This window comes from Leucobacter tardus, assembly GCF_017583045.1.
In the GTDB taxonomy this organism is placed as follows: Bacteria; Actinomycetota; Actinomycetes; order Actinomycetales; family Microbacteriaceae; genus Leucobacter; species Leucobacter tardus.
Map to the genome: position 1 here is coordinate 797,746 of NZ_JAGFBF010000001.1, position 25,858 is coordinate 823,603.

Below are 25,858 nucleotides of genomic sequence, written 5' to 3' on the forward strand. Positions count from 1 at the left end.
TAGTTTTGACGATCCCCCGCGAGGGGCTCCGTTCCTAGCATGATCCCGAGTCCCCTCAACAGGGCGGGGGCACCGAACGGAGCGGACATGAACAGACTGCACGGGAAAGTCGCGATCGTCACCGGGGCGTCACGCGGGATCGGGGGCGCGATCGCCACCGCACTGGCGGCCGAGGGCGCCACGGTCGTCGGATGCGACATCCACGCGTTCACCTCTGAAGCGCTCGCCGAATGCCGTCAGCTCGACGTGACGGACGAGGCGGGGTGGATGGACCTCGTGAACGCCGTCTCCGAAACCCACGGCGCCCCGCGGATCCTCGTGAACAACGCGGGAGTGACGTCGCCCGAGAGCATCACCGAGACCTCGCTCGAACTCTGGGAGAGCATCACCGGTGTCGACCAGACGGGCGTGTTCCTGGGCATGCGCGCGGTGATCCCCGAGATGCGGGCCGCGGGCGGAGGATCGATCATCAACATCTCCTCGATCTGCGGGGCGGTCGCGGTGCCCGGTATCGCCGCGTACCACGCCGCGAAAGGCGCGGTGCGCACGCTGACGAAGAACGCGGCGGTGACCTACGCACCCGATGGCATCCGGGCGAACGCGATCCTGCCCGGTTGGATCGCCACCCCGATGACGGCGGGGCAGAGCGACGCGGTGAACGACGTCTTCTTGAACGCGACACCGCTCGCACGACCCGGAACACCGGAGGACATCGCCGGAGCGGTCGTATTCCTCGCCTCGGACGAGGCGGACTTCATCACCGGCGTCGACCTGCCCGTCGACGGCGGCTACCTGGCACGCTGATCGGAGGCCGACCGTGAAGAAACTCGAAGGCAAGGTCGCGCTCGTGACCGGTGCGGCGATGGGGATCGGGGCCGAGACGGCGAGAGTGTTCGCCGACGCGGGGGCCTGGGTCATCGCCTGCGACGTCGCTCCGTTCGATCAGCCGGGCTCCCTGTACATCGATCAGCGGCGTCTCGACGTCAGCGATGAGGCGTCGTGGGCCGAGGTCGTCTCGTCGGTGCTCGGCACGTACGGTCGCATCGACATCCTCTTGAACGCTGCCGGCGTGATCGGTTACGACGCCATCGATGCCCTCTCCCTCGCGGAGTGGAACCGCATCGTCACGGTGGATCAGACAGGCGTCTTTCTCGGCATGCGCGAGGTGCTGCCCGGCATGTGCGAGCGGGGAAGCGGATCGATCATCAACCTCTCCTCCGACTGGGGCGTCGTCGGCGGCGTGGGCGTCGCCGCCTACAACGCGGCCAAGGGTGCGGTGCGCTCGATGTCGCAGAACGCGGCGGTCACCTACGCGAAGCAGGGCGTGCGCGTGAATGCGGTGGTGCCCGGCTGGATCCGGACCCCGCTCACCGACCGGCAGCCGGCGGACGCGAACGAGCGCGTCGTCGGGTCGACCCCCGTCGGCCACGGCGGGGAGCCCCGCGATATCGCTCTCGGGTGCCTGTACCTCGCATCGGACGACGCCCGATTCGTCACGGGGAGCGACCTCGTGATCGACGGCGGTTTTCTCGCGGTCTGAACCGCACGACCACACCACAGCAAAGGAGACACAATGAGTTTGCAGCTTCCCGAAGGCAAGACGCTCGCGGTGAGCATCGGGGCCGACTTCGACGCCCACAGCGTCTGGATGGGGACGTTCGGGCAGACGAGCCCCAGCGTGCTGTCGCGCGGCGAGTTCGGTGCCGAGGTCGGCGTTCCGCGACTGCTCGACCTCTTCGATCGGTACGCCGTGCGCGCGACCTGGTGCACGCCGGCGCACACCATGATGACGTTCACGGAGCGCTTCGAGAGCGTGCTCGACGCCGGGCACGAGATCGCGGCTCACGGCTGCTGGCACGAGCCGGTGCCGACGCTCGACGCCGACGAAGAGCGTCGGCTCATGGAGCGGACGCTCGAGAGCCACGAGAAGTTCGTCGGCAAGCGGCCGCGCGGCTACCGTTCGCCGGCATGGGACTTCACCGACAGCACCCTGGGTCTGCTCGAGGAGTTCGGCTTCGAGTGGGATTCGTCGCTCATGGGTCGCGATTTCGAGCCGTACCACCCGCGTCCCGTCCAGATCGGCTGGGAGGAGGGCAGCACGTTCGGCGAGCCGAGCCCGATCCTCGAGTTCCCCGTCTCCTGGTATCTCGACGACTTCCCGGTCGGCGAGTACATTCCCGGCTCAAACCCGGGACTCGGTTCGAGCGATGTCATGTTCCAGCGTTTCAAGGAGCACTTCGATTACGCCTACAAGCACGTTCCGGGCGGAGTGCTGTCGATCACGGTCCACCCGCAGACGATCGGCCGGGCGCACCACATGATCGGGTTCGAGAAGCTCATCGATTACATGGCGTCGTTCCCCGGCACGTGGTTCGCGCCGCTCAGCGATATCTACGACACCTGGACCGAGTAGCGGTCCGCGCCACCCCTCTTGAATACGAAGGAGTATTTCATGAACACCCGATCCCGATCAGCGCTGCTCGCGCTCCTGGCAGCGGGGGCGCTGCTGCTCACCTCCTGCTCGAGTCCGAGCCAGGAAGCCGCCGAGAGCACCGAATCCGAAGCCTCGGGAGCGCAGCCCGAGACGACCATCGCGTCCGTCGATGAGCTGAAGGTCGCCTACTTCTCGGCGGGCAGCAGCAACCAGTATCTGCAGGCCGCCATCGATGAGGCGAAGACGTACGCGGACGAGCAGGGTTTCGACCTCGACGTGTTCGACGGCGAGTTCGACGCGCAGGTGCAGTTCGACCAGATGCAGACGGCATTGACGAGCGGCAAGTACAACGCGTTCGCCGTCGAGCCGAACGACGGCAACCTCGTGTGCAACCTGCTGACGCAGGATGCCCCCGCCGCCGGCGTGATGGTCGCCGTGTTCAACCTGCCGATCTGCGGCAGGGCCGAGAACCTCGGCGAGGAGACGTGGGAGCCCGGCACGGTGAACTACGTCGGCGGGCAGACCGCTGACGTGTATCAGCAGTGGGTGGAGCAGGTGAAGCAGGACTACCCGGACGGAGCGAAGATCGCACTGCTCTCGGGCCCCGACTTGAACGCCAACAGCATCGTCTTCTTCGAGGCCGCGAAGGCATTCGGCGATGGGCCCTGGGAGATCGTGGCGCAGCAGAGCACCGACTACACCACGGCGCAGGCGTTCCAGGCCGCGCAGACCTTCATGCAGGCGAACCCCGATCTCGACATCGTGATGTCGAACTTCTCCGGGATGACCCGCGGAGTCGTGCAGGCCACAGCCGGATCCGACGTCGCGGTGTACGACTTCGGCGGGGACGAGTGGGCGCTCGAGAACGTGAAGGCCGGCGAACTCGCCTCGAGCATCATCATGCTGCCGCGGCAGGAGACGAAGTACGCGCTGCAGGGGTTCGTCGATCTCGTGAACGGCGAGGAGACGCCGAAGTTCGTGAACCTCACCGAGCTCGACATGCTGCCGGGCGGCACACCGTTCGTGACGCCGGACAACGTCGACGAGTTCACCGCGGAGTACTGAGCCTGACGCAGCCGAGGGGTCGCGATCCGCGGCCCCTCGGATCCACGACGACGTAAGGGACGAATGATGAGCAGTGAGACGCACGAGGCGATCGTGTGCCAGGCGGTCTCGAAGAAGTACTCGGGCAAGTACGCAGTGCACCGGGCGGACCTGCACGTGCGGGCCGGCACCATCCACGCTCTGGTGGGCGAGAACGGAGCGGGCAAGTCGACGCTCCTCGGCATGATCTCCGGTCGGGTCGCGCACGACGAGGGCACCATCTCGGTCTTCGGCGACGACCTGCGCGCCGCGGGTCCGCGGGACACGCGGGATCACGGGCTCATGGTCGTGTACCAGGAGCTCACGATGATCCCGGCGCTGACCACGGTGCAGAACGTGTTCCTCGGTCAGTCGAAGTCGAAGCTCGGGGTGCAGTCGGATCGCGAGATGCGGGAGCGCTACCTCGAGCTCTGCGCGGAGTTCGGTGTGCGGATCGATCCCGATGTGCCGGTGCGTCAATTGTCGATCTCGCAGCAGCAGATCGTCGAGATCATGCGCGGGGTGCAGGCGAACGGCCGGATCCTCATGCTCGACGAGCCCTCAGCGGCGCTGGCCGAATCGGAGCGCGAGGTGCTGTACCGCATCCTGCACCAGCTGCGGGAGAACGGAACGACGATCGTGTTCGTCAGCCACAACCTCAATGAGGTCCTGGCGCTCAGCGATCACGTCACGGTACTGCGCGACGGTGAGATCGTCGCGAGCGGCGCTCGCGCGGAGTGGGACAAGGCGTCCATCGTGCGGGCGATGGTCGGCAAGGATGCCGCGATCGTCCGCCGCGATGCGCGCCACGAACTGGGATCGACGGCCATCGAGATCAGCGATGTGCAGCTGAAGGGCGCGCTGCACGACATCACCCTCACCGCCAGGGAGGGGGAGATCGTCGGCCTGTGGGGGCTGGTCGGCTCGGGGCGGACGACGTTCTTCCGTTCGCTCTTCGGCATGATCCCGCGCTCCAGCGGCCGGATCACGATCGGCGGACGCCGCGTACGCTGGCCCAGGTCGGCCCGGCACGCCATCCGCGCCGGGATCGCGATGGTGCCCGAGAGCCGCAGAGCGGCGCTCGTCATGGGCATGGACAGCGCCGCGAACTACTGGCTCGGCCGCCGGCCACCGGTGCCGTTCCTCGTGTTCCCGCGACGCGAGAAATCGGCGGTGGCCGAGTACGGCGAGTTCTTCGGCTTCAGCGCGAAACGCATGGCGGACCCGGTCGGCACGCTCTCCGGCGGCAACCAGCAGAAGGTGCTCCTCGCGAAGTGGGCCGGCCGCCGGCCCCAGCTCCTCCTCGTCGACGAACCCACTCGGGGGATCGACGTGGGGGCGAAGGTCGAGGTGCTCGAGTCGCTCACGCGACTCGCGTCGGAGGGGACGACGGTCATCGTCACCTCCTCCGAGCTCGAGGAGGTGCTCGCGGTCTGCGACCGCCTCCTGGTGTTCGCGCACGGCCGGATCGTGCACGAGTTCGACACCGCGACGAGCGAATACTCGGTCGAGCAGATCGTCAAGTACGGATTCGAAGAAAGCGAAGCAGCAGCATGAATGACCAGCGCACGGCGTCTGTTCCGGCCACCGGAGCCACGCCGAAAGTATCGGACGGCTCGGCGGGCGGAAATCGCTCGATCGGCTCCTTCGCGGCGAAGTACGGCATGCTCGGCGCACTCGTCGCCCTCATCGTCGTGGCCACCATCATCTATCCCGGCTTCCTGAACCCCGCCAATATCGGGAACATCCTCACGCAGAACGCCGCGGTCGGGCTGATCGCGATCGGCATGACCTTCGTCATCATCAGCGGCGGGTTCGACCTCTCGGTCGGCGCGACGTACGCGCTGGGCGCCACGCTGTTCGCCGGCCTCACGCTGCAGACGGGATCCGTGTTCATCGCCGGCATCGGCGCGCTCGCCGCGGGCCTGATCGCGGGCGCGATCAACGGGTTCATCGTCGCCAGGCTGGGGGTGAACCCGTTCGTCGCGACGCTCGGCACGTCGTCGGTGTTCAGCGGTGTCGCGTACATCTACTCGAACTCGTCGCCGTTCATCGTCAACGGCAATCCGGCGTTCCAGGACCTCGCGCTGACGCGGATCGCCGGGGTGTTCCTGCCCATCTGGGTGCTGATCGTGGCCTTCATCCTCGCCGCGCTGCTCCTCGCGAAGACCACCTACGGCCGCAACGTGTACGCGGTCGGCGGCAACTACGAGGCGGCGTGGCTCTCCGGGCTGCGCGTGCGCGGGCTGAACGGAAGCGTCTACCTGATGACCGGGGTGCTCGCGGCACTCGCCGGCATGATGGACGCCTCGCGTCTCGGCGTCGGTCAGGCGGACGTCGGCGCGGCGATGGCGCTGGATGCGATCGCGATCGTGGTCGTCGGCGGCACGTCGTTGCGCGGGGGCGAGGGAGCGATCTGGCGGTCCGCCGTCGGCCTCCTCATCCTTGCGACGCTGACGAACGTCTTCTACAGTCTGAACGTCTCCCAGCACTGGCAGCTCATCGCGAAGGGTGTCATCGTGGTGACCGCGGTGGCCGTCGACGCGGTCATCCGCTCACGGAAGCGAGGATGATCATGACCCGAGCGCAGGACACGTCGGATATCGCGTTCACGGTTGCCGGGCTGCGGGCGTCCGTGGAGATCCGCATCGACCACTGGGGCATCCCGCACATCGTCGCGGAGGACCGGGCGGATGTCTTCGTCGCACAGGGGTTCAACGCCGCGCGGGATCGCCTCTTCCAGATCGATCTCTGGCGACGACGCGGGCACGGCAGGCTCGCGGAGGTGTGGGGTGCGGCAGCGGTCGAGCAGGATCGCGCCAACCGCCTCATGCTGTACCGCGGCGAGATGGAGGCGGAGTGGGCCGCGTACGGACCCGGTGCGCGCGCGGCCATCGAGGCGTTCGTCGTCGGCATCAACGCCTATGTCGCGTGGGCCAGAGACGACACGGATCGTCTGCCGCCCGAGTTCGCGGTTCACGACTACCTGCCCGATTTCTGGAAGGCCGAGGATGTGGTCCGATTCCGGACCCACGGGCTCTTCTACAACGTGGAGCAGGAGATCGCCCGCGCGCAGACGCTGGTCGCCGGCGGGGAGGTGGCCGATGAGCTCCGCCAGAAGCGGGAGCCCGCGCACCCGAGACAGGTGCCGGAGGGCGTCGACCTGACCGAGTTCACCGAGGAGATGCTGCGCACGTACCGGCTGGCGTTCGCTCCTGCCGCCTTCGCCGAGGCTGCGGCCCCGGAGTCCGCGGTCGAGGGCGTGAGCGGCAGCAACAACTGGGTGGTCGACGGATCGCGCACCAGCACGGGCCGCCCGATCCTGGCCAATGACCCCCACCGTGCGATCACGCTGCCGTCGCTGCGCTACCTCGCGCACCTCCGCGCGCCGGGACTCAACGTCGTCGGTGCGGGTGAGCCCGGACTGCCGGGCATCTCGATCGGTCACAACGAGACGCTCGCCTTCGGCCTCACCATCTGGCCGGCCGACGTGGAGGACCTGTACGTGTACCGGTGCGACGACACCGGCGCGGGCGACTACGTCGGCCCCGACGGGCCCGCGCGCTTCGCAACGGTCGAGGAGACGATCGGCGTGCGCGGCGCCGAGGATGCGACGGTGACCCTCGCGTTCACCGTGCACGGGCCGGTGATCCACGTCGATCACGATCGTGGCATCGTGATCGCGCTGCGCGCCGCGTGGCTGGAGCCGGGCATGGCGCCGTACGTCGCCAGCCTCGGCTACGGCGACGCCCCCGACGGCGAGAGCTTCATCGCCGCACTCGAGCACTGGGGGGCTCCCGCCGTGAACCAGGTGTTCGCCACGGTGGACGGCGACTGGGGGTGGCAGGTCGCCGCGAAGGTGCCGCGACGCGACGGGTGGGACGGGAGTCTCCCGGTGCCGGGCACGGGCGCGTACGAGTGGCGCGGTCTCGTGGGCGCGCCGGAGCTGCCCGGAGAGCGGCGGCCCGAGCGCGGCTGGATCGCGACGGCGAACGAGTGCAACCTGCCCGAGGACTGGATCGATCGCGGGATCACGGCGACCCACGACTGGTATTCGGACGCCCGGGCACTGCGGTTGCGGGAATGGCTCGAGACGGACGACCGGGTGAGCGTCGCCACGTCGGACCGGATGCAGAACGACTTCCTCAGCGTCCACGCGCGCGCCGTTCTCGCGAACCTCGCAGCGGTGCGCGTCGAGGACCCGCGTGTCGACGCTGAGCTGACGCGACTGCGCGACTGGAGCGGGGTCGAGAGTGTCGACTCCCGCGAGGCGCTCGTGTTCGAGATCTGGGTGCGCAGGCATCTCAGGCCCGCCACGATGCGGGAGCGGCTCGCCGCCGAAGGGGTGCCTGCAGAGCGGATCGACGCGGTACTGCCGCTCGTGCTCAAGGACGAGTCGTTCGGGGGCGACCTGCGCGGCGACCTCAGCGTGACCGCGTGGCTGGGAGCGCACGTCGATGGCGCGCGTGTCGCCGCGATCGTGGAGCGCACCCTGTGCGCTGCGCTCGATGAGCTGGAGCAGATGCTCGGGGCTGAGACCGAGGCGTCGCCCTGGTCCTGGGGGCGTCTGCACCACGCGTCCGTCACCCATCCCGCTCTGGCGGTGACATCGACGTTGCCAGCGGAGTGGGTGCGTCAGGGGCCGATCCCGCGCGGCGGGAGCGGTGACACGGTGGGCAACGCGGGGTACGACGCCGCGTTCCGGCAGTCGATCGGGTCGACGTTCCGCATGGTGCTCGATGTCGGAGACTGGGACCGGAGCGTGGCCATGAACAGTCCGGGTCAGAGCGGCGACCCGCGGTCGGAGCACTACGGCGATCTCTTCGCCGGGTGGGCGGAGGGCGAGAGCTTCCCGCTGCTGTTCTCGGACGAGGCGATCGCCCAGCACACCGCGCAGGTGATCCGGCTGCACCCGGACGAGGAGGTCGTATAGTGCGCTTCTTTGGTCGAATGACCATCCTTTCGTGTGCGTAGCCCCCCGCCATTGAGGGGCCTCAGAAGCGAGAATCACGTTTCGCGCGTGTGAAATCAACAAGAAAAGGTTGCGCAAACCTACCTTTGCAGGGTTATAGTCACCTCGTGCGGCTTGCACCCGTGAACCGCACGCGAGGACCTCGGCCCTCGGTTTCACGACGATGTGGAAGGTTCACTGCACATGGCCAAGGACACCCTCCGCGTGAGCGGGGTCACGTACACCACCGCCGACAGCGGTTACTTCGAGAAGCGGACGCTCAAACGCGCCGCGGGCATCTGGGGCCTTTGGGGCCTCGCCGTCGGTGCCGTGATCTCCGGAAACTTCTCCGGCTGGAACTTCGGGATCGACGCGGCCGGCTTCGGCGGCATGCTCATCGCCTTCGCCGTACTCGTGGTCATGTACTACGGCCTCATCTTCTCCATCGGCGAGATGGCGTCGGCCATGCCGCACACGGGTGGCGCATACTCGTTCGGCCGAGCGGCACTCGGCCCGTGGGGCGGGTTCGTCACGGGCCTCGCGGAATCGATCGAGTACGTGGCGACGACCGCCGTCATCGTGTATTTCTCCGCGTCCTACGCCGACAGCATCACGAGCGAGCTGCTCGGATTCTCGCTCCCGGCGTGGGCGTGGTGGCTGATCCTCTACGCCCTCTTCGTAGCCCTGAACACCGCCGGAGCGAACGTGTCGTTCAAGTTCGCGATCATCGTCTCGATCATCTCGATCGCCATCATCCTGTTCTTCTCGGCGATGGCGCTCTTCAGCGGTCAGTTCGTCTGGAACTCGCTGTTCGACATCGCCCCGGATGCGGGGCAGACCGCCTTCCTGCCGCACGGCGTCATGCCGATCCTGTTCGCCCTGCCGTTCGCCATGTGGTTCTTCCTCGGGATCGAAGAGCTGCCACTCGCGGCGGAAGAATCGCACAACCCCGTCCGCGACATCCCGCGCGCCGGGCTCTGGGCCAGGGGCACCCTCATCATCACCGGTCTGCTCGTCCTCTTCCTGAACACCGGCGTCATCGGCGCCGAAGCCATGGGCGTCTCTGAAGAGCCCCTGCTCGACGGCTTCCGCGCCATCGTCGGCGACCAGGTCGCCGCCGTGCTCGCGCTCTTCGCGCTCATCGGACTCTTCGCGTCGCTGCAGGGCATCATGTTCGCCTACGGCCGCAACATGTACTCGCTCTCACGCGCCGGGTACTACCCGCGGTTCCTCTCGTTGACGGGCAAGCGCTCGACCCCGTGGGTCGCGCTCGCCGCCGGAGCCCTCATCGGGTTCGCCGCGCTCGTCGTCGTCGACTTCGCCGGCGGCGCGGACGGGGTGGCAGGCGCCATCGTGCTGAACATCGCCGTCTGGGGCGCCGTGCTCGCCTACTTCATGCAGATGGTGTCGTTCATCGTGCTGCGTCGCAAGTTCCCGAACGCGAAGCGCCCCTACCGCAGCCCGTGGGGGCTCTTCGGAGCGTACGCGGCCGCGGCGATCGCGGCGGTGACGTTCGTCGGCTTCCTGCTGAACGAAACCTTCCAGCCCGCCATCATCGCGATCATCATCGTCTACGTGATCGGCCTGCTCATCTTCGGTCTGTACGGGCGACACCGGCTCATCCTCTCCCCGGAAGAGGAGTACGCGGTCTCGGGTGGTCTGCACGGCGATCCGCAGCGCGAAGGATACGGCGGCGACGTCGAGGAGCAGATCCTCGCCCTCGACGGCGTGGACGGACCGCAGACCCCCGCCGGCGGGCCGGGCGCCGCGACCGCGCCGCCGGAGACGGAGCGCCGACGCGATCGGGACGCCGAGGAGTAACCGGAGCGCCGGGATCGCGCTATGTGGATCCGATCGGCGGGTCCACGAGCAGCCCGACCCGATCCTCGAGGAATGCGGCGAGGGTCGGTGCCGTGGCGATCGGCGCAGTCGGGTGCCAGCGCACCCGGTACGCATCGCCGGCACGGACGACGGGGGAATCGGGAGGCATCGGACTGCCGTCGAGCGGGATCGGCACGGCGTCGAAGTCCACGGCCGTGCCCGCGGCGAACCCGCCCTTCAATGCCGCGGCGGCGATGTCGCGCCGTTCCTCGCGTGACTCGGACTGGTAACTCGGCCGCGGTCGCTCGGCGGCCCGCGTCGCGCGACCGGCCACGTAGAGCCGCCCGTCGGTGTCGAGGAGCAGCGGGCCGATGCGCCACACCTCGCCCTGTTCCCGCATCGTCGCGGCCTTCCGCCACAGCAGCTTGCGCTCCGACGGCACGAACTCCGCGAGCGCCTCGGTGCGCACGTCGGCCGCGCGCAGCCGCTCGACCGCGCGCCGACAGGCGTCGTGCGCCTCGCGTTCGGCGTTGCCGGATTCGGCTTCCGCATCCATGCCCTCAGGGTAGCCGGTGCGCGGCGCGGCGCGTTCCGGCACGGCGTAAGCTGACGGGATGAGCGCCAACGAGCCCCGCGAGAACCTTGAGATCGAGCGCAAGTACGAGGTGGTCGGTGACGCTCCGCTGCCCGACGCGGCAGCCTTCGCCTCGCTCGGGTTCGCTGCGGCGGATCCGGTGCTCGTGCGCCTCGCCGCGAGCTATTTCGACACCGCCGATCGGGCGCTGGCCGAAGCGGGCTGGGCGATGCGCGTGCGTCTCGGCGGCGCGGACGAGGGATGGCATCTGAAGGAACGGCGCAGCGAGGGTGTGCGCGAGTACTCCTGGCCCGTCTCCGAGGAGATTCCCGAAGCGCTGCGCGAGACGCTGCGCGAGCGGGTGGGAACGGCAGCGGCAGACGCGGTCGAGCCCGTCGCTTCGCTCCGGACGGAACGCACGATCGTGCGTCTCGACCGCGACGGCATCGCGGTCATCGAACTGGCCGACGATCGGGTGCTCGCGAACGATCATACGCTCGGCATCGACCGCGCCTGGCACGAGTGGGAGGCCGAGCGACTCGGTGACGCCGACCCCGGCCTGCTGGACCTCATCGAGCCGCTCCTGCTGGCGCGCGGCGCGGCGACCTCGCTCAGCTTCGCGAAGATCGCGAGGGCCACCGGCCAATTGACTCCGCTCGCCGTGGAATCGGGGGCCGACGCGCGGGTGCTCGCCGCGCTCTCGGTGCTCGACCTGGCCGATCGACTCGAAGCGACCGGCGACCGCGCGCGCTCCGACGAGCTGCGCACGATCGCCGGATTCGTGTCGGCCGCGCCGCCCGCAAGCTGAGCGATGGGTCCACCGCTCCGCGCTCAGGCGCGCCCGGCGAGCGAGCGCTGCTCCGCGCGACGGATGCGGCGTCGTGCGGAGCGCCGGGCGCGACGCCAGCGCCCGCGCTCCCGACCCCGCTCCATGAGCCCGTACAGCACCGGCACGAGGACCAGGGTCAGCGCCGTCGACGAGACGAGCCCACCGATCACGACGACGGCGAGCGGCTGCGAGATGAACACCCCGCCGCCCGTGAGGCCGAACGCCATCGGCAGCAGCGCGAAGATCGTCGCCGCGGCGGTCATGAGGATCGGACGCAGGCGCAGACGGGTGCCGTGGTGAATCGCGTCCTCGAGTGAGGCGCCCGCCCCGCGCAGACGATTGATGAGGTCCATGAGCACGATGGCGTTCGTCACGACGATGCCGATGAGCATGAGCAACCCGATGAGCGCCGGGAGCCCGAGCGGCGTGTCCGTGATCCAGAGGGCGAGCAGCGCGCCCGTCGCCGCGAACGGGATCGAGATCAGCAGCACGAACGGCTGCCGGAGGCTGCGGAACGTCGCGACCATGATGACGAGCACGAGTCCGATCGCTGCAAGCATCGCGGCACCCAGTTGGGCGAACGCGTCGGACTGCTCTGCGCTCACGCCCTCGACCGCGAAGCTGACCCCGGCGGGCAGGGACTCCTCGTCGATGGCTGCGGCGACTGCGGCATTGGCCCGATCCAGCTGACCGTCCTCGGGCGTCACCGTGAGCACGACCTGCCGCTCGCCGCCCGAACGCTCGATGCTCGGCGCGGTCTCCGTCTCGGTGACCTCGGCGACCTGCCCGAGCGTGACCGGCGCAGCGCGCGCTTCACCGGCCTCGCGCTGCTGCTGCTCGGCCTCCTGCTGCTCGGCGAGTTGGTCAGCGGCTTCGGTCTGTGCCTCGCGCACCTGCGTGGCCTGCTCGTCGGCCGCTGTGATGCCGGCTTCCGCAGCCGAGATCGCCTCGCGCAGTCCGGAGATCTGCTCGGCGCGCTCCTCCTGCGCCCGCACCTCGGCCTCTTCGCTCGGCGTGCGCGGGCGGTCGGGCACCACCGGTGCCTGTTCGAGCGCGGTGAGCTGCTGGCGCATCTCACCGATCTGGGCGCCTAACTCGGCGCGCTGGGTTCCGGCCTCGTCCAACTGGCGGGTGAACTCGGCGGCCTGGTCGAGCCGTGCCTGCTCGGCTTCCGCTTCGGCCTCGCGCTCGAGCGCGTCGCTCGCGCGCTTTTGGGCCTCGGCGTTCTGCTGTGGAGTGACCGGAAGCAGCAGGTCGGACAGTCCGGTCACGGTGCGGTCGGCGCCTGCCGTGCGCAGCACGATGTCGCGCTCCTGGCCTTCGACCGCGATCGACCCGATCGGCGTGCCGGCGAGCGCCTGCTGGATCGCTACGGAGACGCTGGTCCGGTCGAAGCCGAGCTTCGCCGCCCGCGCCTCGTCGAGCGTCACGCGCACGATGGGCTGCTCGCCCGTGATGCTGCTCTCGACGGCGCTCACGCCCGACTCGCCGGTGAGGCGATCGGCGAGCTGTTCGCTCGCCTGTCGCAACGCTGCCGAGTCCGACCCGCGGATCTGCAGGGCGATCCCGCCGCCGCCGTCGCTCACCGCCGCATCCATCGTCGACATCGTGAAACGGTCGGGATCGCCGAGATCGTCGAATGAACGCGCGACGGCGGACTCGACCGCGTCGACTTCGGCGCCGTCGGCGAGCTGCAGGCTGTACGAGATGCGCGTCGGCTCTCCGGCGACGCGCGAGGCGACCGGGATGGTGGTGAGCACGTCGTCGACACCGTCGACCTTCGCGAGGGCGCCCTCCACGGGTTCCGCAGCGGCGATGAGCTCATCGGCGGTCGCTCCGGTCTCCGTCGTCTGCGTGAGCTCGAGGCTCGCCGCACCCGATGCGCCGAGGAAGTCGGTGCGGATCATCGAGCTCATGAGCAGGGTGGCGATGAGGAGCAGGCTCGCCCCGACGACGGTCCAGACGGCGTGCCGCCGCGTCGCCGCGAGCGCGGGCATGAGGGTGCGCTGCAGACGATCCTGCGGTGTCGCCAGTTCGTCGAGTTCGTCGTGGTCCGTGCGGCTCGGAGCCGTCACGGGGAGCGACGATCCTGAACCTCGCGCGCGCCGATTCATGAACCAGTAGGCCAGCACCGGCACGATCGTGAGCGCGACGACGAGCGAGGCGAGGAGCGCGATCGACGAGGTCACCGCGAAGGGCCGGAAGAGTTGCCCCGCGGTGCCCGAGACGAATGCGATCGGCAGGAATACCGCGACCGTCGTGAGAGTCGACGCCGTGATCGCGCCGGCCACCTGCCGAACCGAGGCGACGATGCCGTCGACCGTCAACGGGCCGTCGCCCTTCCGCCGCGCGATGTTCTCGATGACCACGATCGAGTCGTCCACGACGCGGCCGATCGCGATCGTCAGTGCGCCGAGCGTGAGCACGTTCAGCGTGTTGTCGGTCCACCAGAGCCCGGCCATCGTGATGAGCAATGACAGGGGGATCGACACGGCGGCGATGATCGTCGAGCGCCACGACCACAGGAAGGCCAGGATCACGAGCACCGCGAACACGAGACCCAGACCGCCCTCGACCGAGAGATCGTGCACGGACTGCTCGATGAAGGGCGCCTGATCGAAGACGGTCACGAACGTCGCGTGCAGGCCGGGGGCGAGTTCATCGAGCTGCTGCTGGACGCCGTGAGAGATCTCGACGACGTTCGCACCCGACGCCGGCATGACCGTGAGCGTCAGGGCGGGGGAGCCGTTCACCCGCGAGAGCGATCCCGCAGGCTCCGCTTCGGCGTGCACGTCGGCGAAATCCGCGAGGCGCACCACGCCTCGCTCCGTCTCGATGGGGAGTTCGGCGACCGCGTCGACCGACGCGATGCCCCCGCCGACGGTGACGGCAACGGGACCGTCGTCCGACTCGGCCTGCCCGGCGGGCAGCGCCGCGCCGCGCGATTCGAGGGCGGGTGCGACCGCCGACGGATCCACGCGCAGCTTCTCGATGTCGTCGGCGCGCAGATCGATGATGATCCGCTGCTCCTCCTGTCCCGCGAGGTCGACGCGCTGCACCCCAGGCACGCTCTCGAGTGCCGGGACCACGGTGCCGGCAAGCGCATCGGCGAAGTGACCGGCGTCTTCGGTCGATCCCGCGCTCAGCATCATGGCGGGCGTCTCGTCGGTCGACCCCGAGAAGACCTCGACCTCGGTGCCGGATGGCAAGCCCGAGCGCACCGTATCGGTCGCCGCACGGATCGCCCGCAGCGTTTCGTCCGCGTCGGCCTCGAACGGCCACTCGGCCGTGATGTCGGCGGTGCCGGCGGAAGTGTTCGAGGTCACCCCCGTCACGCCCGGTACCGACTCGAGGGCCTGCTCGAGCGGCTCGGTCACGGTGTCCGCCATATCCTCCGGCGACACTCCCGCGGACTGCGCCGAGACGAACGCCATCGGCATCGCCATCGGCGGCATCAGCTCCTGCTTCAGTGAGGTCATCGCGATGAGCCCGAAGGCGGCGACGCCGAGGGTGACGAGTCCGGCGATGAGACGATTGGCCAGACTGGCGCGGGTGAGGAGCGTCATGTGGTCTCTCTGGTCGAGGCGTGCGAGCGTCGCGATGGCGACCTTTCTACTCTGCAGAGGCCGCGCACACGTCGCATCGGCCCGCGGTGCCGTCGATGTCAGACCGTGGTCTCATGTGCACGCGATATCGTGGAGCGCATGAGCGAGACCGACCCCGGAGCGCGGCGCAAGCAGATCATCGTCGGCATCGTCATGGGCGTGGTCATGGGGGTCGTGATCAGCGCCCTCACCCAGTTCTGGTTGTGGCTGCCCGCGGGGATCGCGGTCGGGCTCGCCGCCGGCGCGATCATGAAGCCGCCAGAGCGCTGATCCGCTCGCCGGCAGTGCCGTAGCCGCCTCACGGTGGCGTGTGCGAAGATCAAGAAGGATCATCGCACACGGGTAATGAGGACTGTATGGAACCGACCATCTTCGAGACGCACCGACCCGCCGAGGAGATCATCGATCACTCACTGGCCGACACGAAACTGTCGTGCTTCTGGATCGAGGATGTCGCCGAGTCGGCGGCGCGGTACCCGGCGCTCACCGGTGATCAGACCGTCGACGACGCCGTGGTGGGTGCGGGGTTCGCGGGGCTGTGGACGGCGATCAAGCTGAAGACGGAGCACCCGGAACGCCGAGTGGTCGTGCTCGAGGCGAAGCGCGTCGGCTGGGCGGCGTCGGGTCGCAACGGTGGATTCTGCGAGGCGAGCATCACGCACGGCGAGCCGAACGCCGAGTCGCGATGGCCCGATGAGACCGGCACGCTCGCCCGCCTCGGGTACGAGAACCTCGACGCCATCGAAGCGTTCGTCCGCGAGCACGACCTCGATGTCGAGTTCGAGCGCACCGGTGAACTGTCGGTGGCGAACGAGCCCTATCAGGTGGAGTGGCTCGGCGATGGCGACGACCCGACGGTCGAGACGCTCGACGCCGAGGGCGTGCGGGGCCGGATCAACTCGCCGACGTTTCTCGGCGGCGAGTTCGCGCCGCGCGAGAGCGCGAACGTGCACCCGGCGAAGCTCGCGTTAGAACTCGGGCGCCATGCAACCGAGATCGGGGTGGAGATCTTCGAGGACAGTCGGGTGACGAACCTGTCGGGTGATGCCCGCGAGCCCATCCTGCTCGAGACGACCGGCGGTCGCGTCGTCGCGGAGCGCGTGGCGCTGTGCACCAACGTCTTCCCCTCGCTGCTGAAGCGCTACCGCTTCCACACGGTCCCCGTGTACGACTATGTGCTCGTGACGGAACCGTTGACCGATGAGCAGATGGCGTCGATCGGGTGGGCGGGACGCGAGGGGCTCGCCGATCTGGCGAACCAGTTCCACTACTCGCGACTCACCCGCGACAACCGCATCCTCTGGGGCGGGTACGACGCGGTGTACCACGCGGGAGGCCGCATCAAGCGCGCGTACGAGGATCGCACGGAGAGCTTCCGGAAGCTCGCGAGCCACTTCTTCACCACGTTCCCGCAACTGACCGGAGTGAAGTTCTCGCACCGGTGGGGCGGCGTGATCGATACGAGCACGCGGTTCTGTGCGTTCTTCGGCGAGGCGCACGGCGGTCGCGTGCAGTATGTCTCCGGGTTCACGGGCCTCGGCGTGGGAGCCACCCACTTCGCCGCGGACGTGATGGTCGACCGGCTCGAGGGTCGGATCACCGAGCGCACCGAACTGCAGATGGTCCGTGATGTGCCGCTGCCGTTCCCGCCCGAACCCCTCGCTTCGATCGGCATCAACCTCACTCGGTGGTCCCTCGACCAGGCGGACCATAACCAGGGCAAGCGCAACCCCCTGCTGAAGACGCTCGACGCGCTCGGCCTCGGCTTCGACTCATAGGAGACCCCCATGTCTGCACTGCTCCCCGAGGGCGAGAACCGACTCGCGCACGCGCGCGGCGCGATCGTGCCGCTCGAGCCCGTTCCGGCGGATGAGGTCGTCTCGGGGATCCCGAGGCAGGGCATCAAAGACCTCGGGGTCATCGGCGGGGCGGACGCCGGCATCTGGGAGCTCCGCGGCGGCACGGTCATCGACACCGAGACGGATGAGCTGTTCATCGTGCTCTCGGGCGAAGCGACGATCGAGCTGCTCGACGAGGGCCGCACGGTCGAGGTGCAGGCGGGGGACGTGATGCGTCTGGTGGCGGGAACGCGCACGCGGTGGGTCGTGCCCGACCACATTCGCAAGGTGTACGTGACGCCCGGGGACGCCTAGTCCGCCGCGCTCAGGCGAGCACGCGAGCGATGCCGATCGCGGCGGCGCAGGAGGCCACCGAGATGACGAGCATGCCGAGCGTGTTCGCGGCGACCCATCCGAGCCGTCGCGCGCGCAGCAGGCGAGCCGAGTCGACGGCGACCGTGCTGAAGGTCGAGAACCCGCCGATCAAGCCGGTGGCGAGGATCGGACCGAGCGATCCGGCAGCGGCGTCGACCGGCTCCCCGGCGAGGCCGAGGCCCGCGAGGAGTCCGATGAGGATCGACGCCAGCACGTTGACGGCGAAAATGCCGATCGGGCCGGCGTCGCGGCGGCGGGTGAGCGCGCGGTCGAGCGCGTACCGGCAGGTCGCACCCGCTCCGCCCGAGAGGGCGAGCAACAGCACGTCGATCGGGCCGCCGATCATGCGATGCCGCCCGTCGTCGACGCGGGCCGTGGACCGCGGCCGCCGAGTCGCAGGCCGAGGATCGCGGCGGCGACGCCGATCGGAAGCGACGCGAGCGCCAGGAGCGTGCCGACCATCGGATCGCCGCCCGTCGGGAGCGTGAAGAGCACGAGGGCGCTGTAACTCGTGAAGCCGCCGAGAGCCCCGGTGCCGAGAAGCGCCATGAGGCCGTCCGAGCGCGGTTCGGCGGCGCGGACGCGCCCGAGCAGCAGGCCGAGCAGGAACGCCCCGACCAGATTGATCGCGGTGAGGCCGACGACTTCGGCGCGTGCCCCGGCATCGTGCGGAATCAGGAGCAGCGCGGCACGCAGGGCGGTTCCGCAGGTACCGCCGACGAAGACGAGGGCGAGACGAACGAGCGGATGCACCACTTCAGCCTAAGCGTCCCGCGCACATTCCTGCGACGAATTCGTCTCGATCCCGAGACCCGAGGTTTGCATTTGAGTAGGATCGTCTGTATGAGTGAGATGCAACAGTCAGTCGACGGCAACGTTGTGCTCTCCACCCAGCGTTTGGTGCCGCGGGTGCAGCGTATCGGCGGCCGCGAGATCGAAGTGACCTTCCTGGGCAACAACACGCACGGGCAGCCGACCTGGATCCTGTGGAACGCCACGGAGCCGTACCTCATCGGTGTGCTCAGGCAGGGCGCGATCGGGTACACCTTCGAGCAGCGCACCAGCACGGGTGTCATGCTGCACGAGGAGATCTCGATGCGGCGGTTGCAGCGCGCCATCGGGGCGTAGGAGCGTCGACGCTCGCGACACGCCGAGCGCACCGTCGGGGCGCCCCGATTTGCGTTGCGTGCCGAGCGCAGCATATGATCTTTCTCGGTAGCAAACGCTGAAAAGTGTTTCGGCCCCATCGTTTAGCGGCCTAGGACACCGCCCTTTCACGGCGGCAGCACGGGTTCGAATCCCGTTGGGGTCACTTCGGCGGACCAATAATTGAATAATCATGGCCCTGTAGCGCAGTTGGTTAGCGCGCCGCCCTGTCACGGCGGAGGTCGCGGGTTCAAGTCCCGTCAGGGTCGCCAGGTGGAAGAGCCCTTCTCCGGAAGGGTTCTTTCGTCTCCGGCGATCGCCATCCGGTGAGTGCCCGGCTCTGTAGCTCAGTTGGTAGAGCGCACGACTGAAAATCGTGAGGTCACGGGATCGACGCCCGTCGGAGCCACTGAACCCCCTCCTAGCTTCTACATGGAGGGGGTTCTTTTGTGTGCCTGGTCGGCCGGTTCGCCCCGTTGGCGGTGGGTTACTCCGAACGCTCGACGGTGTAGCCCGTGGCCGCGATGCCGGCTTCGAGACTCTCGTGCGGTCCGAGTGCTGATCCGCGCCACGGGGTATTCGGCGGCACTTCGATCCACCACTCGCCGGCGTCGTTGCGAACGACCGTGCACGCTCGCGGGCCCTCGGGCGGGATGATCTGGTACTCGCGCTCGCTGACACGTGCGAGGACCGCCGAACCGTTGGACTGATCGTTCATAGCGCGATTATAGGGTCAGGTTCGTGCGGAGTAAGCTGCGAGTTTGGCCCGAGTCGTCCGCAGGCGATGCGACGTGGGCTCAGAGCGTGTTCGCGAGCACGGTGAGCATCAGGTACACGCCGATGAAGGCGGCGGCGAAGATCGTTCCGGCGCCGATGCCGAGTCTGAGGCGTCGGCCGCGGGCGCCGACGGTCGTAGCTCGGCCCCGGGTCTCCATTTCGAGGAGCGGGCCCGGCGAGGTGGCGGCGCGATCGTCGCGCCACCGCTCCCACTGCACGATCCGCTGCCGGATCGCACTGAGCGCGATCGCGAGACGATTCCAGTCGGCTGGGTTCCGCGTGACGACGTCGCTGCGCGAGTGGAGGACGACGGAGCGGTCGATGAGCTCGACATCGAAGCTCTGCACGTCATCGATGAGCCACGCCATGACATCGGGAGTGAAGAGGTAGAGGGCGTCGCGCTCATACCCCCTCGGCACGCTCATCTCGAAGTGGCGGTCGAAGTCGCCCTCGAGCGAGAGGCGTTGATCGCGAGCGGGGGCCGCGTAGGCGGAGAACGCCGGCGTGCGGTGCCGTCGCGATCGGAGGCGGATGTTCGGCAGCGGTGCGGCGACCTCGAGCAGGCACACGCCGCCGAAGTGGGTGCGACCGTCGCCGACGCCCCGCGACTGCGATGACTCGCGGTTCGCGAAGAGCAGCTCGCGCGGAGTGTCGCGGGCGCGCATCGTCCGGGTGAGCGTGTCCGCTCCGTCGGGCGACCTGGTGGGGCGCGCGGAGTAGTCGAGTCCGTTGGCCTCCGCGAAGTGGGCGAACGCGAAGTGGTCTCTCGCCGACGTGAGTCGCGCGCGCTGCCGGGTCGTCCACCAGATGAGGATCCCGCTGCCGAGCAGCATCAGCGACAGAAAGGCCGACATGCCGAGCAACTGCGAGGCCCGATCCTCTCCGCCCTCGAGCACTTCCTGCACCATGCCGTAGCCCATCGCGAGCGCGCCGATGGGCAGCAGCGCCGTGACGACGCCGATGAGACGCACTCGGACGACGTCGTCGGTGCGCGAGAGGTGCGGTGCCGAGCGGAGGAACTCTTGCCGCTCGGCGCGCGTCGGGGTGTGCAGCAGGGGACGCACGTCGAAGTGCACCCCTCGCGGATCACCGGCGTGCGTCACGCCCGCGAACTCACGCGCCAGGATGCGGGGACGCGCGCCGACTACGCGCTCGCGCAATTCGCCGAGGTGCGCTCCGATCTCGGCACCCAAGAGGAAGGCGACGGGGATCGTCCACTGGCCCGGACGCAGTGATCCCAGCAGCAGCGGTGCGGCGAGGAGGACAGGAATGCCGGTCACGATCAGCGGTCGTGCCCAGCGCGCGGCGGGACGCACCGCGTACAGTCCCCGGCCGAGCAGCGAACCGAGGAATGCCAGCAGGGGTGCTGCGAACATCATGCGGGGTTCGGTGGCGAGCGTCACCGCGACGATGAGCACCCAGGGCAGTGCCGTGGAGAGGGCGCGGGCAAGGCGTGGCGGCAGCATGCCCCGCCTGCGGTGGACGCCGAGCAGCACGTGCGAGGCGATCGAACCGCCCGCCTGCGGGGCGGACCTCGTCGTCCGGCGACGTGCGGGTCCGCGCGTCGCGGTGGCGATCGCGAGCGCGCCACGGATCACGCCGGCGAGGCCGACCGCCACGAGCACGAGGCCGACCGCGCAGCCCAGGACGAGGGCGATCCGGCCGGGGGTGTCCGTGGTCTCGGTGGGGAACGCGACGTACGCGCCGGCGTCGGTCGCTGCGACGGCAGCGGTGGCGCGAGTCCAAGCGAGCACGAACACCGCGCAGATGCCGGCGCCGATCAGGGCGGTCAGCGCGCCGTGCGCGAGTCCCGACAGAGCCTCCCGGCGTCGGGCTCGGATCGCGATCGGGTCTGCCGCCTGCTCGTCGTGCACCCTCTCAGCCTAGGCGGGATGCTCCTCGTCATCGCGCTCGGTCGCCGCAGGCGGGCACTTCATGTGGGTCGGCTTGCCCGGGCCTCCGCGGTCGATCCGATGCTCCCGCATCGACGTGCCGCAGATCGGGCACTTCGGGTCCGCCGGCGGAACGTAGGCGGGTTCGTTGCGGTCGCCGAGCTGGGCGGGGCCCTCGAACTGGTAGAAGAAGCGGTTCACGGCGGCCCAGAATCCCGGCTGTCCATCCCACGGCGTCTTGTGCCAGAGATGACGCTTAGGTCTTTTTCGTTCGCGCACAAATGAAATCCTAGCATGGTTTGTTCGTGCACGAACGAGATAGGATGCCGGTGTGAGTCAACAACGAGAGGATGCGCTCGAGCTCGACCGGCAGGTCTGCTTCGCGCTCGCCGTCGCCAGTCGCAGCGTGATCGGGGTGTACCGCCCGATCCTGGAGCCGCTCGGGTTGACGCATCCGCAGTACCTCGTGATGCTGGCGCTGTGGGGCGATGCCCCCCTCCGCTTCCGTGAGGTGAGCGAGATGCTGCGCATGGATGCGGCAACGCTCTCACCGATCGTCAAGCGACTCGAGCAGGCCGGATACGTCTCGCGCACCCCGGTGGAGGGCGACGAGCGGACGTTCAGCCTGGCCCCGACCGAAGCGGGACAGGCGCTGCGCGAGCGCGCGCTCGAGGTGCCTCCCGCGGTCGTCGATCGGCTCGGGGTGCCGGTCGAACGCCTGATGGCGCTCCGCGATGAGCTGACCGCCATCATCGCAGCCGTCGATCGGGGCGTCTGAGCCGAGGCGACGCTGCGGGGGCGTGGCCGGAATCCGCTACCCGCCGAGCTCCCGCCGCACTCCGGTCAGCCAGGTGACGAATTCGGCGGGCTGCAATCGGGTCGGCAGTGACGCGGGAAGGTCCGTGCCGCGCGCGGCGGTGACCAGGAACGTCTGCCGTTCCTCGGGTGAATCCCCGCCGTGCCCGCCCGCATCGATGTGGCCGTGATCGGTCGTCACCGCGACGATCCAGGTCTCCCCGAATTCGCGCACGCGCGCGTCGACGACGTCGAGCAGCGTCGAGAGATGGTGGTCCGAGTGGGTGATCGCCGCTGCGTACTCGTCGGAGTCGACACCGAAGTAGTGACCGGCGTCGTCGATCTCGCAGAAGTACACGAACGAGAGGTCCGGTCCGGCGTGCCGCAGCGCCAGGCGAGCGCGCGCGGCGATCTCCGGATCGATCGCGCGATAGCCGTACAGCTCGCCGTTGAGACTCACGACATGATGCCGGCCGTCGGTGATGTCGTCCTGGCGCAGCCGGATGATGGGACCGGGTCCTGCCGGGTCGGTGAGGTTGGGCCAGCCGGCCGCGGCATAGGTGGTGACCGTCGGATCGTTCGCCGCGGCGCGGGTGAGGAAGTCCGGGTGATCGGCGAGCCGGTGACCGCGCATGAAATTGTCGGTGATCCCGTGCTCTTCGGTGCGCGCTCCCGTGAGGATCGTCGCCCAGCTCGGCCCGGAGATCGTCGGGCCCTCCACCTCGGACCGAATGAGGTGACCGTCGGCCAGGAGACGATCGAGCGTCGGGGCGAGCGCCGTGCCGAACGCGCGGTCCATGCGCAGGCCGTCGAGGCCGACGAGCAGCAGTCGGGGGAGCGAGGCGGTGGGGGCGGTCACGCGACGCCTCCCTGCGGTCCGCGGCGATCCCCACCCGTCGCGTCGGTCTCGGATGCCGAGACCCGCAGGTCGCGGTGCTCACCTGACGTCGGTCGTGCGTGCGACGCGATCCCGACATCGACGCGGTCGCCGCGCTGCAGGCGTGCGGCCTGCCCCGTCGGGAGGTCGACGCGGACGCTCTGCTCGAGACCCGACAGCAGCACCGTTGCGCTGGTCAGCCCTCCGCGCAGCGTGAGGTCCGTGATGATCGAGCGGCCGGCAGTGCTCGGTTCGACCGTGAGGTTCTCGGGTCGGAAGAGTGCCTGTCCGAACTCGTCGAGGGTGACCCGGTCGCGGGGGATCCCGCTGCCGAAGACGTGAACCGTGTCCGCGGTCACCTCATCGGGGGCGACGCGGTTCATGACGCCGATGAACCCGGCGACGAACCCCGCCTCCGGCGACGAGTAGATCGTCTCGGGCGTCGCGAACTGCGCGATGCGCCCCTCGTGCATGACCGCGACCCGATCGGCCATCGCCAGAGCCTCCTCCTGGTCGTGGGTCACCATGATGGTCGTGGTGCCGCGCTCGCGGTGGATGCGAGTGATCTCGTCGCGGAGACGCTCGCGCACGCGAGCGTCGAGCGCCGAAAGCGGCTCATCGAGCAGCAGGACGTTCGGTTCGACCGCGAGTGCTCGAGCGAGAGCCACGCGCTGCTGCTGTCCGCCCGAGAGCTGATGGGGGTACCGCGCAGCGTGCGGCTCCAGTCCGATGAGCGCGAGCAGGTCGTCGACAGTGCGACGCCGCGCGGCCTTCGGCTCGCGGCGCACCTTCAGACCGAACTCGATGTTCTGAGCCGCGGTCAAGTGAGGGAAGAGCGAGTACTGCTGGAAGACGATTCCGGTGCCGCGCCGCTTCGCCGGAACCCGGGTCAGATCGACGCCTCCGATGCGCACGGAGCCGGCCGTGGCGGGTTCGAATCCGCCGATGATCTTGAGCGCGGTCGACTTGCCGCAGCCGGAGGGGCCGAGCAGGCTGACGAACTCACCGGGCTGCACCGCGAGGTCGACGCCGTGGAGCACGGTCTTGCCTCCGTACGTCTTGGTGAGATCGGAGAGGATCAGGCCACGCGGATCGTGGTCGTGGGAATGCGGCATCATCAGCCTTTCAGAGTGCGAACGGTGTCGAGTCGATGGTGGTGCGGCGTCGACCGATCCAGAGCAGCAGGCCGATCAGCGCCCAGGAGCCGAGGATCGACAGGAAGCTCAGCGCGGCGGCGAGGCGCACCTGCGATTGACCGAGCTCGATGAGGAGCGTCGGGAACGTGCGGTGGAGCATGAGCTGCGCCATGACGAGTTCGCCCGATGCCATCATGATGACGAGGAGGGCGCCTGACAGGATCGCCGGCCACAGGTTCGGCAGCACCACCGCGCAGAACGTGCGGATCGCTCCGCTGCCGAGACTCTCGCTCGCGCGCATGAGGGTGCGGAGGTCGAGGGAACGGAGTCCGGAGTCGATGGTGCGGAACATGAATGGCAGCGTGATCAAGACGTAGAACGGCACGAGGCTGAACAGGCTGACGAAGAACCCCGGTGCGAGGGGGCGGAGCACAAGATTCACGCCGCCCACGAGCGCGATCGCCGGGATCACGTAGGGCAGCAGCGACGCGGTTTCCGCGATCGGCAGCGCGCGCGGCGCCCGCAAATGCATCCAGACGAGACTCGGGATCACGAGCGCGTATCCGACGAGCACCGTGAGCAGCGTGAGAACAACGGTGTTCAGGATCGGGCGGACCGCCGTATCGCTCGCGAGGAGCGCGAGCACCGGTTCGATCGTGAAGCCGTCGCGGACGTTCGTGAACCCGAACACGCCCACCGAGGCGAGCGGCAGCAGCGCGCAGACCAGGAAGGTGAGGAGTACCGCATGCGGCAGGGTCCGCTGCAGGGTCGCGCCGCGGGTCACTGCTGCCACCTCGCCGACCGGCGCAGCAGCAGAGCACGCGCGCCCATCGCCACGACCATGACCACGATCATGCCCGTGATGAGCGCCGAGGCGAGGCCCTGGTTGACGAGCACGTTGCCCGATAGGAAGAAGCCGATCAGGATCGGCACCAGGTTCGCGCCGCTCCCGGCCATGGCGTACGCCGCCGCGTACCCGCTGAAGGCGTTCGCGAAGAGGAGGAGCACCCCGCCGACGAGCGACGGGGCCAGGATCGGTAGCGTGATGGTGGCCAAGATCCGCACTCGCCCGGCCCCGAGGCTCATTCCTCCGTCCTGCCACTCGCGTCGCACGCCGTGGAGTGCGGAGAGCGAGAGCAGGGCCATGAGCGGTACCTGGAAGTACAGGTAGGCCAGCACGATCGCCCAGAAGGATGAGATCGGGAGCACCTGATTCAGTTCGAAGCCGAACGCGCCTTGCAACCAGACGGTCAACAGTCCCTGCGTGCCCATGAAGGCGATGAACGCGAACGCGAGCGGAGGCCCGCCCATCTGGGACGCGACCGCGGCGAGCGAGGTGACGAGTCGGTGCAGGGCGGCCGGTCGCGTCGCGGTCATGAGCGCCCAGCCCAGCACGAGGCCGAGCACACCACCGATGATCGCGGTGACCGCCGAGAGCGTGAGCGAGTTCATGAACGCGTTGACGTACTGCTCCTGCCCGAGGGCGGCGAAGTTCTCCAGCGTGAACGCTCCGTCCGCGTTCGTGAAGGCACCGGCGACCGTGATGGCGACCGGGGCGACGAGGAAGAGGCCGATGAACGCGAAGAACGGGAGTGTGCCGAGCGCGGCGATCAAGCGTCCGCGGCGCGGTTCACCCGTATCGCGTCGCGGGGACCGGCCCCGGGGGGCAGCACCGGTACTCGGATGCTGCCCCCCGGGAGCGCGGTCGAGCGAGCTGATCGTCAT

Annotated in this window: 25 protein-coding genes and 3 tRNA genes; 17 read left to right on the top strand and 11 right to left on the bottom strand. The window is 68.9% G+C overall.

Going from position 1 to position 25,858, the window contains the following annotated elements:
• The first annotated feature begins 87 nt into the window (after positions 1-87).
• The 8 genes from J4H85_RS03830 to J4H85_RS03865 all read left to right on the top strand — a co-directional run bounded on the left by J4H85_RS03830 (position 88) and on the right by J4H85_RS03865 (position 10,289).
• Complete coding sequence (locus J4H85_RS03830) at positions 88-804, top strand: SDR family NAD(P)-dependent oxidoreductase (protein WP_208236979.1); 717 nt, start codon at positions 88-90, stop codon at positions 802-804.
• A gap of 13 nt (positions 805-817) precedes the next feature.
• Positions 818-1,540 carry an SDR family NAD(P)-dependent oxidoreductase gene (locus J4H85_RS03835; protein WP_208236980.1) on the top strand — a complete coding sequence of 241 codons (723 nt, stop codon included), beginning with the start codon at positions 818-820 and terminating at the stop codon, positions 1,538-1,540.
• 33 nt (positions 1,541-1,573) lie between these two features.
• The gene (locus J4H85_RS03840) at positions 1,574-2,413 is read left to right on the top strand and encodes a polysaccharide deacetylase family protein (RefSeq protein WP_208236981.1); all 840 of its coding nucleotides are present in this window, start codon (positions 1,574-1,576) and stop codon (positions 2,411-2,413) included.
• A gap of 39 nt (positions 2,414-2,452) precedes the next feature.
• The gene (locus tag J4H85_RS03845; protein WP_208236982.1) at positions 2,453-3,499 is read left to right on the top strand and encodes a sugar ABC transporter substrate-binding protein; all 1,047 of its coding nucleotides are present in this window, start codon (positions 2,453-2,455) and stop codon (positions 3,497-3,499) included.
• Positions 3,500-3,565: 66 nt separating this feature from the next.
• Positions 3,566-5,074: a sugar ABC transporter ATP-binding protein gene (locus tag J4H85_RS03850; protein WP_208236983.1), complete on the top strand. Its 1,509-nt coding sequence runs from the start codon at positions 3,566-3,568 to the stop codon at positions 5,072-5,074.
• Positions 5,071-6,090: an ABC transporter permease gene (locus tag J4H85_RS03855; protein ID WP_208236984.1), complete on the top strand. Its 1,020-nt coding sequence runs from the start codon at positions 5,071-5,073 to the stop codon at positions 6,088-6,090. Before J4H85_RS03850 ends, J4H85_RS03855 begins: the two co-directional genes overlap by 4 nt.
• Positions 6,091-6,092: 2 nt before the next feature.
• On the top strand, positions 6,093-8,450 hold the full coding sequence (locus tag J4H85_RS03860; RefSeq protein ID WP_208236985.1) for a penicillin acylase family protein: 2,358 nt from the start codon (positions 6,093-6,095) through the stop codon (positions 8,448-8,450).
• A gap of 222 nt (positions 8,451-8,672) precedes the next feature.
• On the top strand, positions 8,673-10,289 hold the full coding sequence (locus J4H85_RS03865) for an amino acid permease (RefSeq protein WP_208236986.1): 1,617 nt from the start codon (positions 8,673-8,675) through the stop codon (positions 10,287-10,289).
• A 19-nt stretch (positions 10,290-10,308) separates the two neighbouring features.
• Here J4H85_RS03865 and J4H85_RS03870 read toward each other — a convergent pair whose 3' ends face one another.
• The gene (locus J4H85_RS03870) at positions 10,309-10,887 is read right to left on the bottom strand and encodes a hypothetical protein (protein WP_307863380.1); all 579 of its coding nucleotides are present in this window, start codon (positions 10,885-10,887) and stop codon (positions 10,309-10,311) included.
• Positions 10,888-10,903: 16 nt separating this feature from the next.
• Here J4H85_RS03870 and J4H85_RS03875 point away from each other — a divergent pair, with 16 nt between their 5' ends.
• Positions 10,904-11,671, top strand: a complete 768-nt coding sequence (locus J4H85_RS03875; RefSeq protein ID WP_208236988.1) for a CYTH domain-containing protein — start codon at positions 10,904-10,906, stop codon at positions 11,669-11,671.
• Positions 11,672-11,694: 23 nt separating this feature from the next.
• On the opposite strand, the gene J4H85_RS03880 is transcribed toward J4H85_RS03875, so the two are convergent.
• The gene (locus J4H85_RS03880; RefSeq protein ID WP_208236991.1) at positions 11,695-15,258 is read right to left on the bottom strand and encodes an efflux RND transporter permease subunit; all 3,564 of its coding nucleotides are present in this window, start codon (positions 15,256-15,258) and stop codon (positions 11,695-11,697) included.
• 138 nt (positions 15,259-15,396) lie between these two features.
• Here J4H85_RS03880 and J4H85_RS03885 point away from each other — a divergent pair, with 138 nt between their 5' ends.
• From J4H85_RS03885 to J4H85_RS03895, 3 genes are all read left to right on the top strand, one after another.
• Positions 15,397-15,567 (top strand): HPP family protein, encoded by a 171-nt coding sequence (locus tag J4H85_RS03885; RefSeq protein ID WP_208236993.1) that lies wholly within the window; start codon positions 15,397-15,399, stop codon positions 15,565-15,567.
• 86 nt (positions 15,568-15,653) lie between these two features.
• A complete protein-coding gene (locus J4H85_RS03890) occupies positions 15,654-17,075 on the top strand; it encodes an NAD(P)/FAD-dependent oxidoreductase (RefSeq protein ID WP_208236995.1) in 1,422 nt (473 codons plus the stop codon).
• Positions 17,076-17,084: 9 nt separating this feature from the next.
• On the top strand, positions 17,085-17,450 hold the full coding sequence (locus J4H85_RS03895; RefSeq protein ID WP_208236996.1) for a cupin domain-containing protein: 366 nt from the start codon (positions 17,085-17,087) through the stop codon (positions 17,448-17,450).
• 10 nt (positions 17,451-17,460) lie between these two features.
• Here the strand turns inward: J4H85_RS03895 and J4H85_RS03900 are convergent, their stop codons facing one another.
• Complete coding sequence (locus J4H85_RS03900) at positions 17,461-17,856, bottom strand: fluoride efflux transporter FluC (protein ID WP_208236997.1); 396 nt, start codon at positions 17,854-17,856, stop codon at positions 17,461-17,463.
• Positions 17,853-18,263: a fluoride efflux transporter FluC gene (locus J4H85_RS03905; RefSeq protein WP_208236998.1), complete on the bottom strand. Its 411-nt coding sequence runs from the start codon at positions 18,261-18,263 to the stop codon at positions 17,853-17,855. The genes J4H85_RS03900 and J4H85_RS03905 overlap by 4 nt, the downstream gene beginning before the upstream one ends.
• A 90-nt stretch (positions 18,264-18,353) precedes the next feature.
• On the opposite strand from J4H85_RS03905, the gene J4H85_RS03910 reads away from it, so the two are divergent.
• The 4 genes from J4H85_RS03910 to J4H85_RS03925 all read left to right on the top strand — a co-directional run bounded on the left by J4H85_RS03910 (position 18,354) and on the right by J4H85_RS03925 (position 19,065).
• Complete coding sequence (locus J4H85_RS03910; RefSeq protein ID WP_208236999.1) at positions 18,354-18,638, top strand: hypothetical protein; 285 nt, start codon at positions 18,354-18,356, stop codon at positions 18,636-18,638.
• 111 nt (positions 18,639-18,749) lie between these two features.
• Positions 18,750-18,822 (top strand) — tRNA-Glu (locus J4H85_RS03915).
• Between the two features lie 29 nt (positions 18,823-18,851).
• Positions 18,852-18,928: transfer RNA gene (locus J4H85_RS03920), tRNA-Asp, on the top strand.
• 64 nt (positions 18,929-18,992) lie between these two features.
• Positions 18,993-19,065: transfer RNA gene (locus J4H85_RS03925), tRNA-Phe, on the top strand.
• Positions 19,066-19,143: 78 nt separating this feature from the next.
• Here the strand turns inward: J4H85_RS03925 and J4H85_RS03930 are convergent.
• The 3 genes from J4H85_RS03930 to J4H85_RS03940 form a co-directional block, all read right to left on the bottom strand.
• Complete coding sequence (locus J4H85_RS03930; RefSeq protein WP_208237000.1) at positions 19,144-19,374, bottom strand: hypothetical protein; 231 nt, start codon at positions 19,372-19,374, stop codon at positions 19,144-19,146.
• Positions 19,375-19,453: 79 nt separating this feature from the next.
• Positions 19,454-21,307: a hypothetical protein gene (locus J4H85_RS03935; protein WP_208237001.1), complete on the bottom strand. Its 1,854-nt coding sequence runs from the start codon at positions 21,305-21,307 to the stop codon at positions 19,454-19,456.
• A 9-nt stretch (positions 21,308-21,316) separates the two neighbouring features.
• Positions 21,317-21,604 carry a hypothetical protein gene (locus tag J4H85_RS03940; protein ID WP_208237002.1) on the bottom strand — a complete coding sequence of 96 codons (288 nt, stop codon included), beginning with the start codon at positions 21,602-21,604 and terminating at the stop codon, positions 21,317-21,319.
• Positions 21,605-21,656: 52 nt separating this feature from the next.
• On the opposite strand from J4H85_RS03940, the gene J4H85_RS03945 reads away from it, so the two are divergent.
• Entirely contained in the window at positions 21,657-22,103 is a 447-nt protein-coding gene (locus J4H85_RS03945; RefSeq protein WP_208237004.1) for a MarR family winged helix-turn-helix transcriptional regulator, read from the top strand.
• A gap of 36 nt (positions 22,104-22,139) precedes the next feature.
• Here J4H85_RS03945 and J4H85_RS03950 read toward each other — a convergent pair whose 3' ends face one another.
• Genes J4H85_RS03950 through J4H85_RS03965 form a run of 4 tightly spaced genes read right to left on the bottom strand, consistent with a single transcriptional unit; the run spans position 22,140 to position 25,858 of the window.
• The gene (locus tag J4H85_RS03950) at positions 22,140-22,979 is read right to left on the bottom strand and encodes an alkaline phosphatase family protein (protein WP_307863381.1); all 840 of its coding nucleotides are present in this window, start codon (positions 22,977-22,979) and stop codon (positions 22,140-22,142) included.
• Positions 22,976-24,112 (bottom strand): ABC transporter ATP-binding protein, encoded by a 1,137-nt coding sequence (locus J4H85_RS03955; protein WP_208237006.1) that lies wholly within the window; start codon positions 24,110-24,112, stop codon positions 22,976-22,978. The genes J4H85_RS03950 and J4H85_RS03955 overlap by 4 nt, the downstream gene beginning before the upstream one ends.
• Positions 24,113-24,122: 10 nt before the next feature.
• Entirely contained in the window at positions 24,123-24,917 is a 795-nt protein-coding gene (locus J4H85_RS03960) for an ABC transporter permease (RefSeq protein WP_208237009.1), read from the bottom strand.
• A complete protein-coding gene (locus J4H85_RS03965) occupies positions 24,914-25,858 on the bottom strand; it encodes an ABC transporter permease (protein WP_208237011.1) in 945 nt (314 codons plus the stop codon). Before J4H85_RS03965 ends, J4H85_RS03960 begins: the two co-directional genes overlap by 4 nt.

Bases quoted from the DNA above. Each gene is read 5' to 3' on its own strand.
- J4H85_RS03900 (WP_208236997.1), bottom strand. From the start codon at position 17,856: ATGATCGGCGGCCCGATCGACGTGCTGTTGCTCGCCCTCTCGGGCGGA.
- J4H85_RS03955 (WP_208237006.1), bottom strand. From the start codon at position 24,112: ATGCCGCATTCCCACGACCACGATCCGCGTGGCCTGATCCTCTCCGAT.
- J4H85_RS03855 (WP_208236984.1), top strand. From the start codon at position 5,071: ATGAATGACCAGCGCACGGCGTCTGTTCCGGCCACCGGAGCCACGCCG.
- J4H85_RS03830 (WP_208236979.1), top strand. From the start codon at position 88: ATGAACAGACTGCACGGGAAAGTCGCGATCGTCACCGGGGCGTCACGC.
- J4H85_RS03865 (WP_208236986.1), top strand. From the start codon at position 8,673: ATGGCCAAGGACACCCTCCGCGTGAGCGGGGTCACGTACACCACCGCC.
- J4H85_RS03895 (WP_208236996.1), top strand. From the start codon at position 17,085: ATGTCTGCACTGCTCCCCGAGGGCGAGAACCGACTCGCGCACGCGCGC.
- J4H85_RS03910 (WP_208236999.1), top strand. From the start codon at position 18,354: ATGAGTGAGATGCAACAGTCAGTCGACGGCAACGTTGTGCTCTCCACC.
- J4H85_RS03930 (WP_208237000.1), bottom strand. From the start codon at position 19,374: ATGAACGATCAGTCCAACGGTTCGGCGGTCCTCGCACGTGTCAGCGAG.
- J4H85_RS03890 (WP_208236995.1), top strand. From the start codon at position 15,654: ATGGAACCGACCATCTTCGAGACGCACCGACCCGCCGAGGAGATCATC.
- J4H85_RS03880 (WP_208236991.1), bottom strand. From the start codon at position 15,258: ATGACGCTCCTCACCCGCGCCAGTCTGGCCAATCGTCTCATCGCCGGA.
- J4H85_RS03885 (WP_208236993.1), top strand. From the start codon at position 15,397: ATGAGCGAGACCGACCCCGGAGCGCGGCGCAAGCAGATCATCGTCGGC.
- J4H85_RS03840 (WP_208236981.1), top strand. From the start codon at position 1,574: ATGAGTTTGCAGCTTCCCGAAGGCAAGACGCTCGCGGTGAGCATCGGG.
- J4H85_RS03845 (WP_208236982.1), top strand. From the start codon at position 2,453: ATGAACACCCGATCCCGATCAGCGCTGCTCGCGCTCCTGGCAGCGGGG.
- J4H85_RS03850 (WP_208236983.1), top strand. From the start codon at position 3,566: ATGAGCAGTGAGACGCACGAGGCGATCGTGTGCCAGGCGGTCTCGAAG.
- J4H85_RS03875 (WP_208236988.1), top strand. From the start codon at position 10,904: ATGAGCGCCAACGAGCCCCGCGAGAACCTTGAGATCGAGCGCAAGTAC.
- J4H85_RS03965 (WP_208237011.1), bottom strand. From the start codon at position 25,858: ATGACGATCAGCTCGCTCGACCGCGCTCCCGGGGGGCAGCATCCGAGT.
- J4H85_RS03860 (WP_208236985.1), top strand. From the start codon at position 6,093: ATGACCCGAGCGCAGGACACGTCGGATATCGCGTTCACGGTTGCCGGG.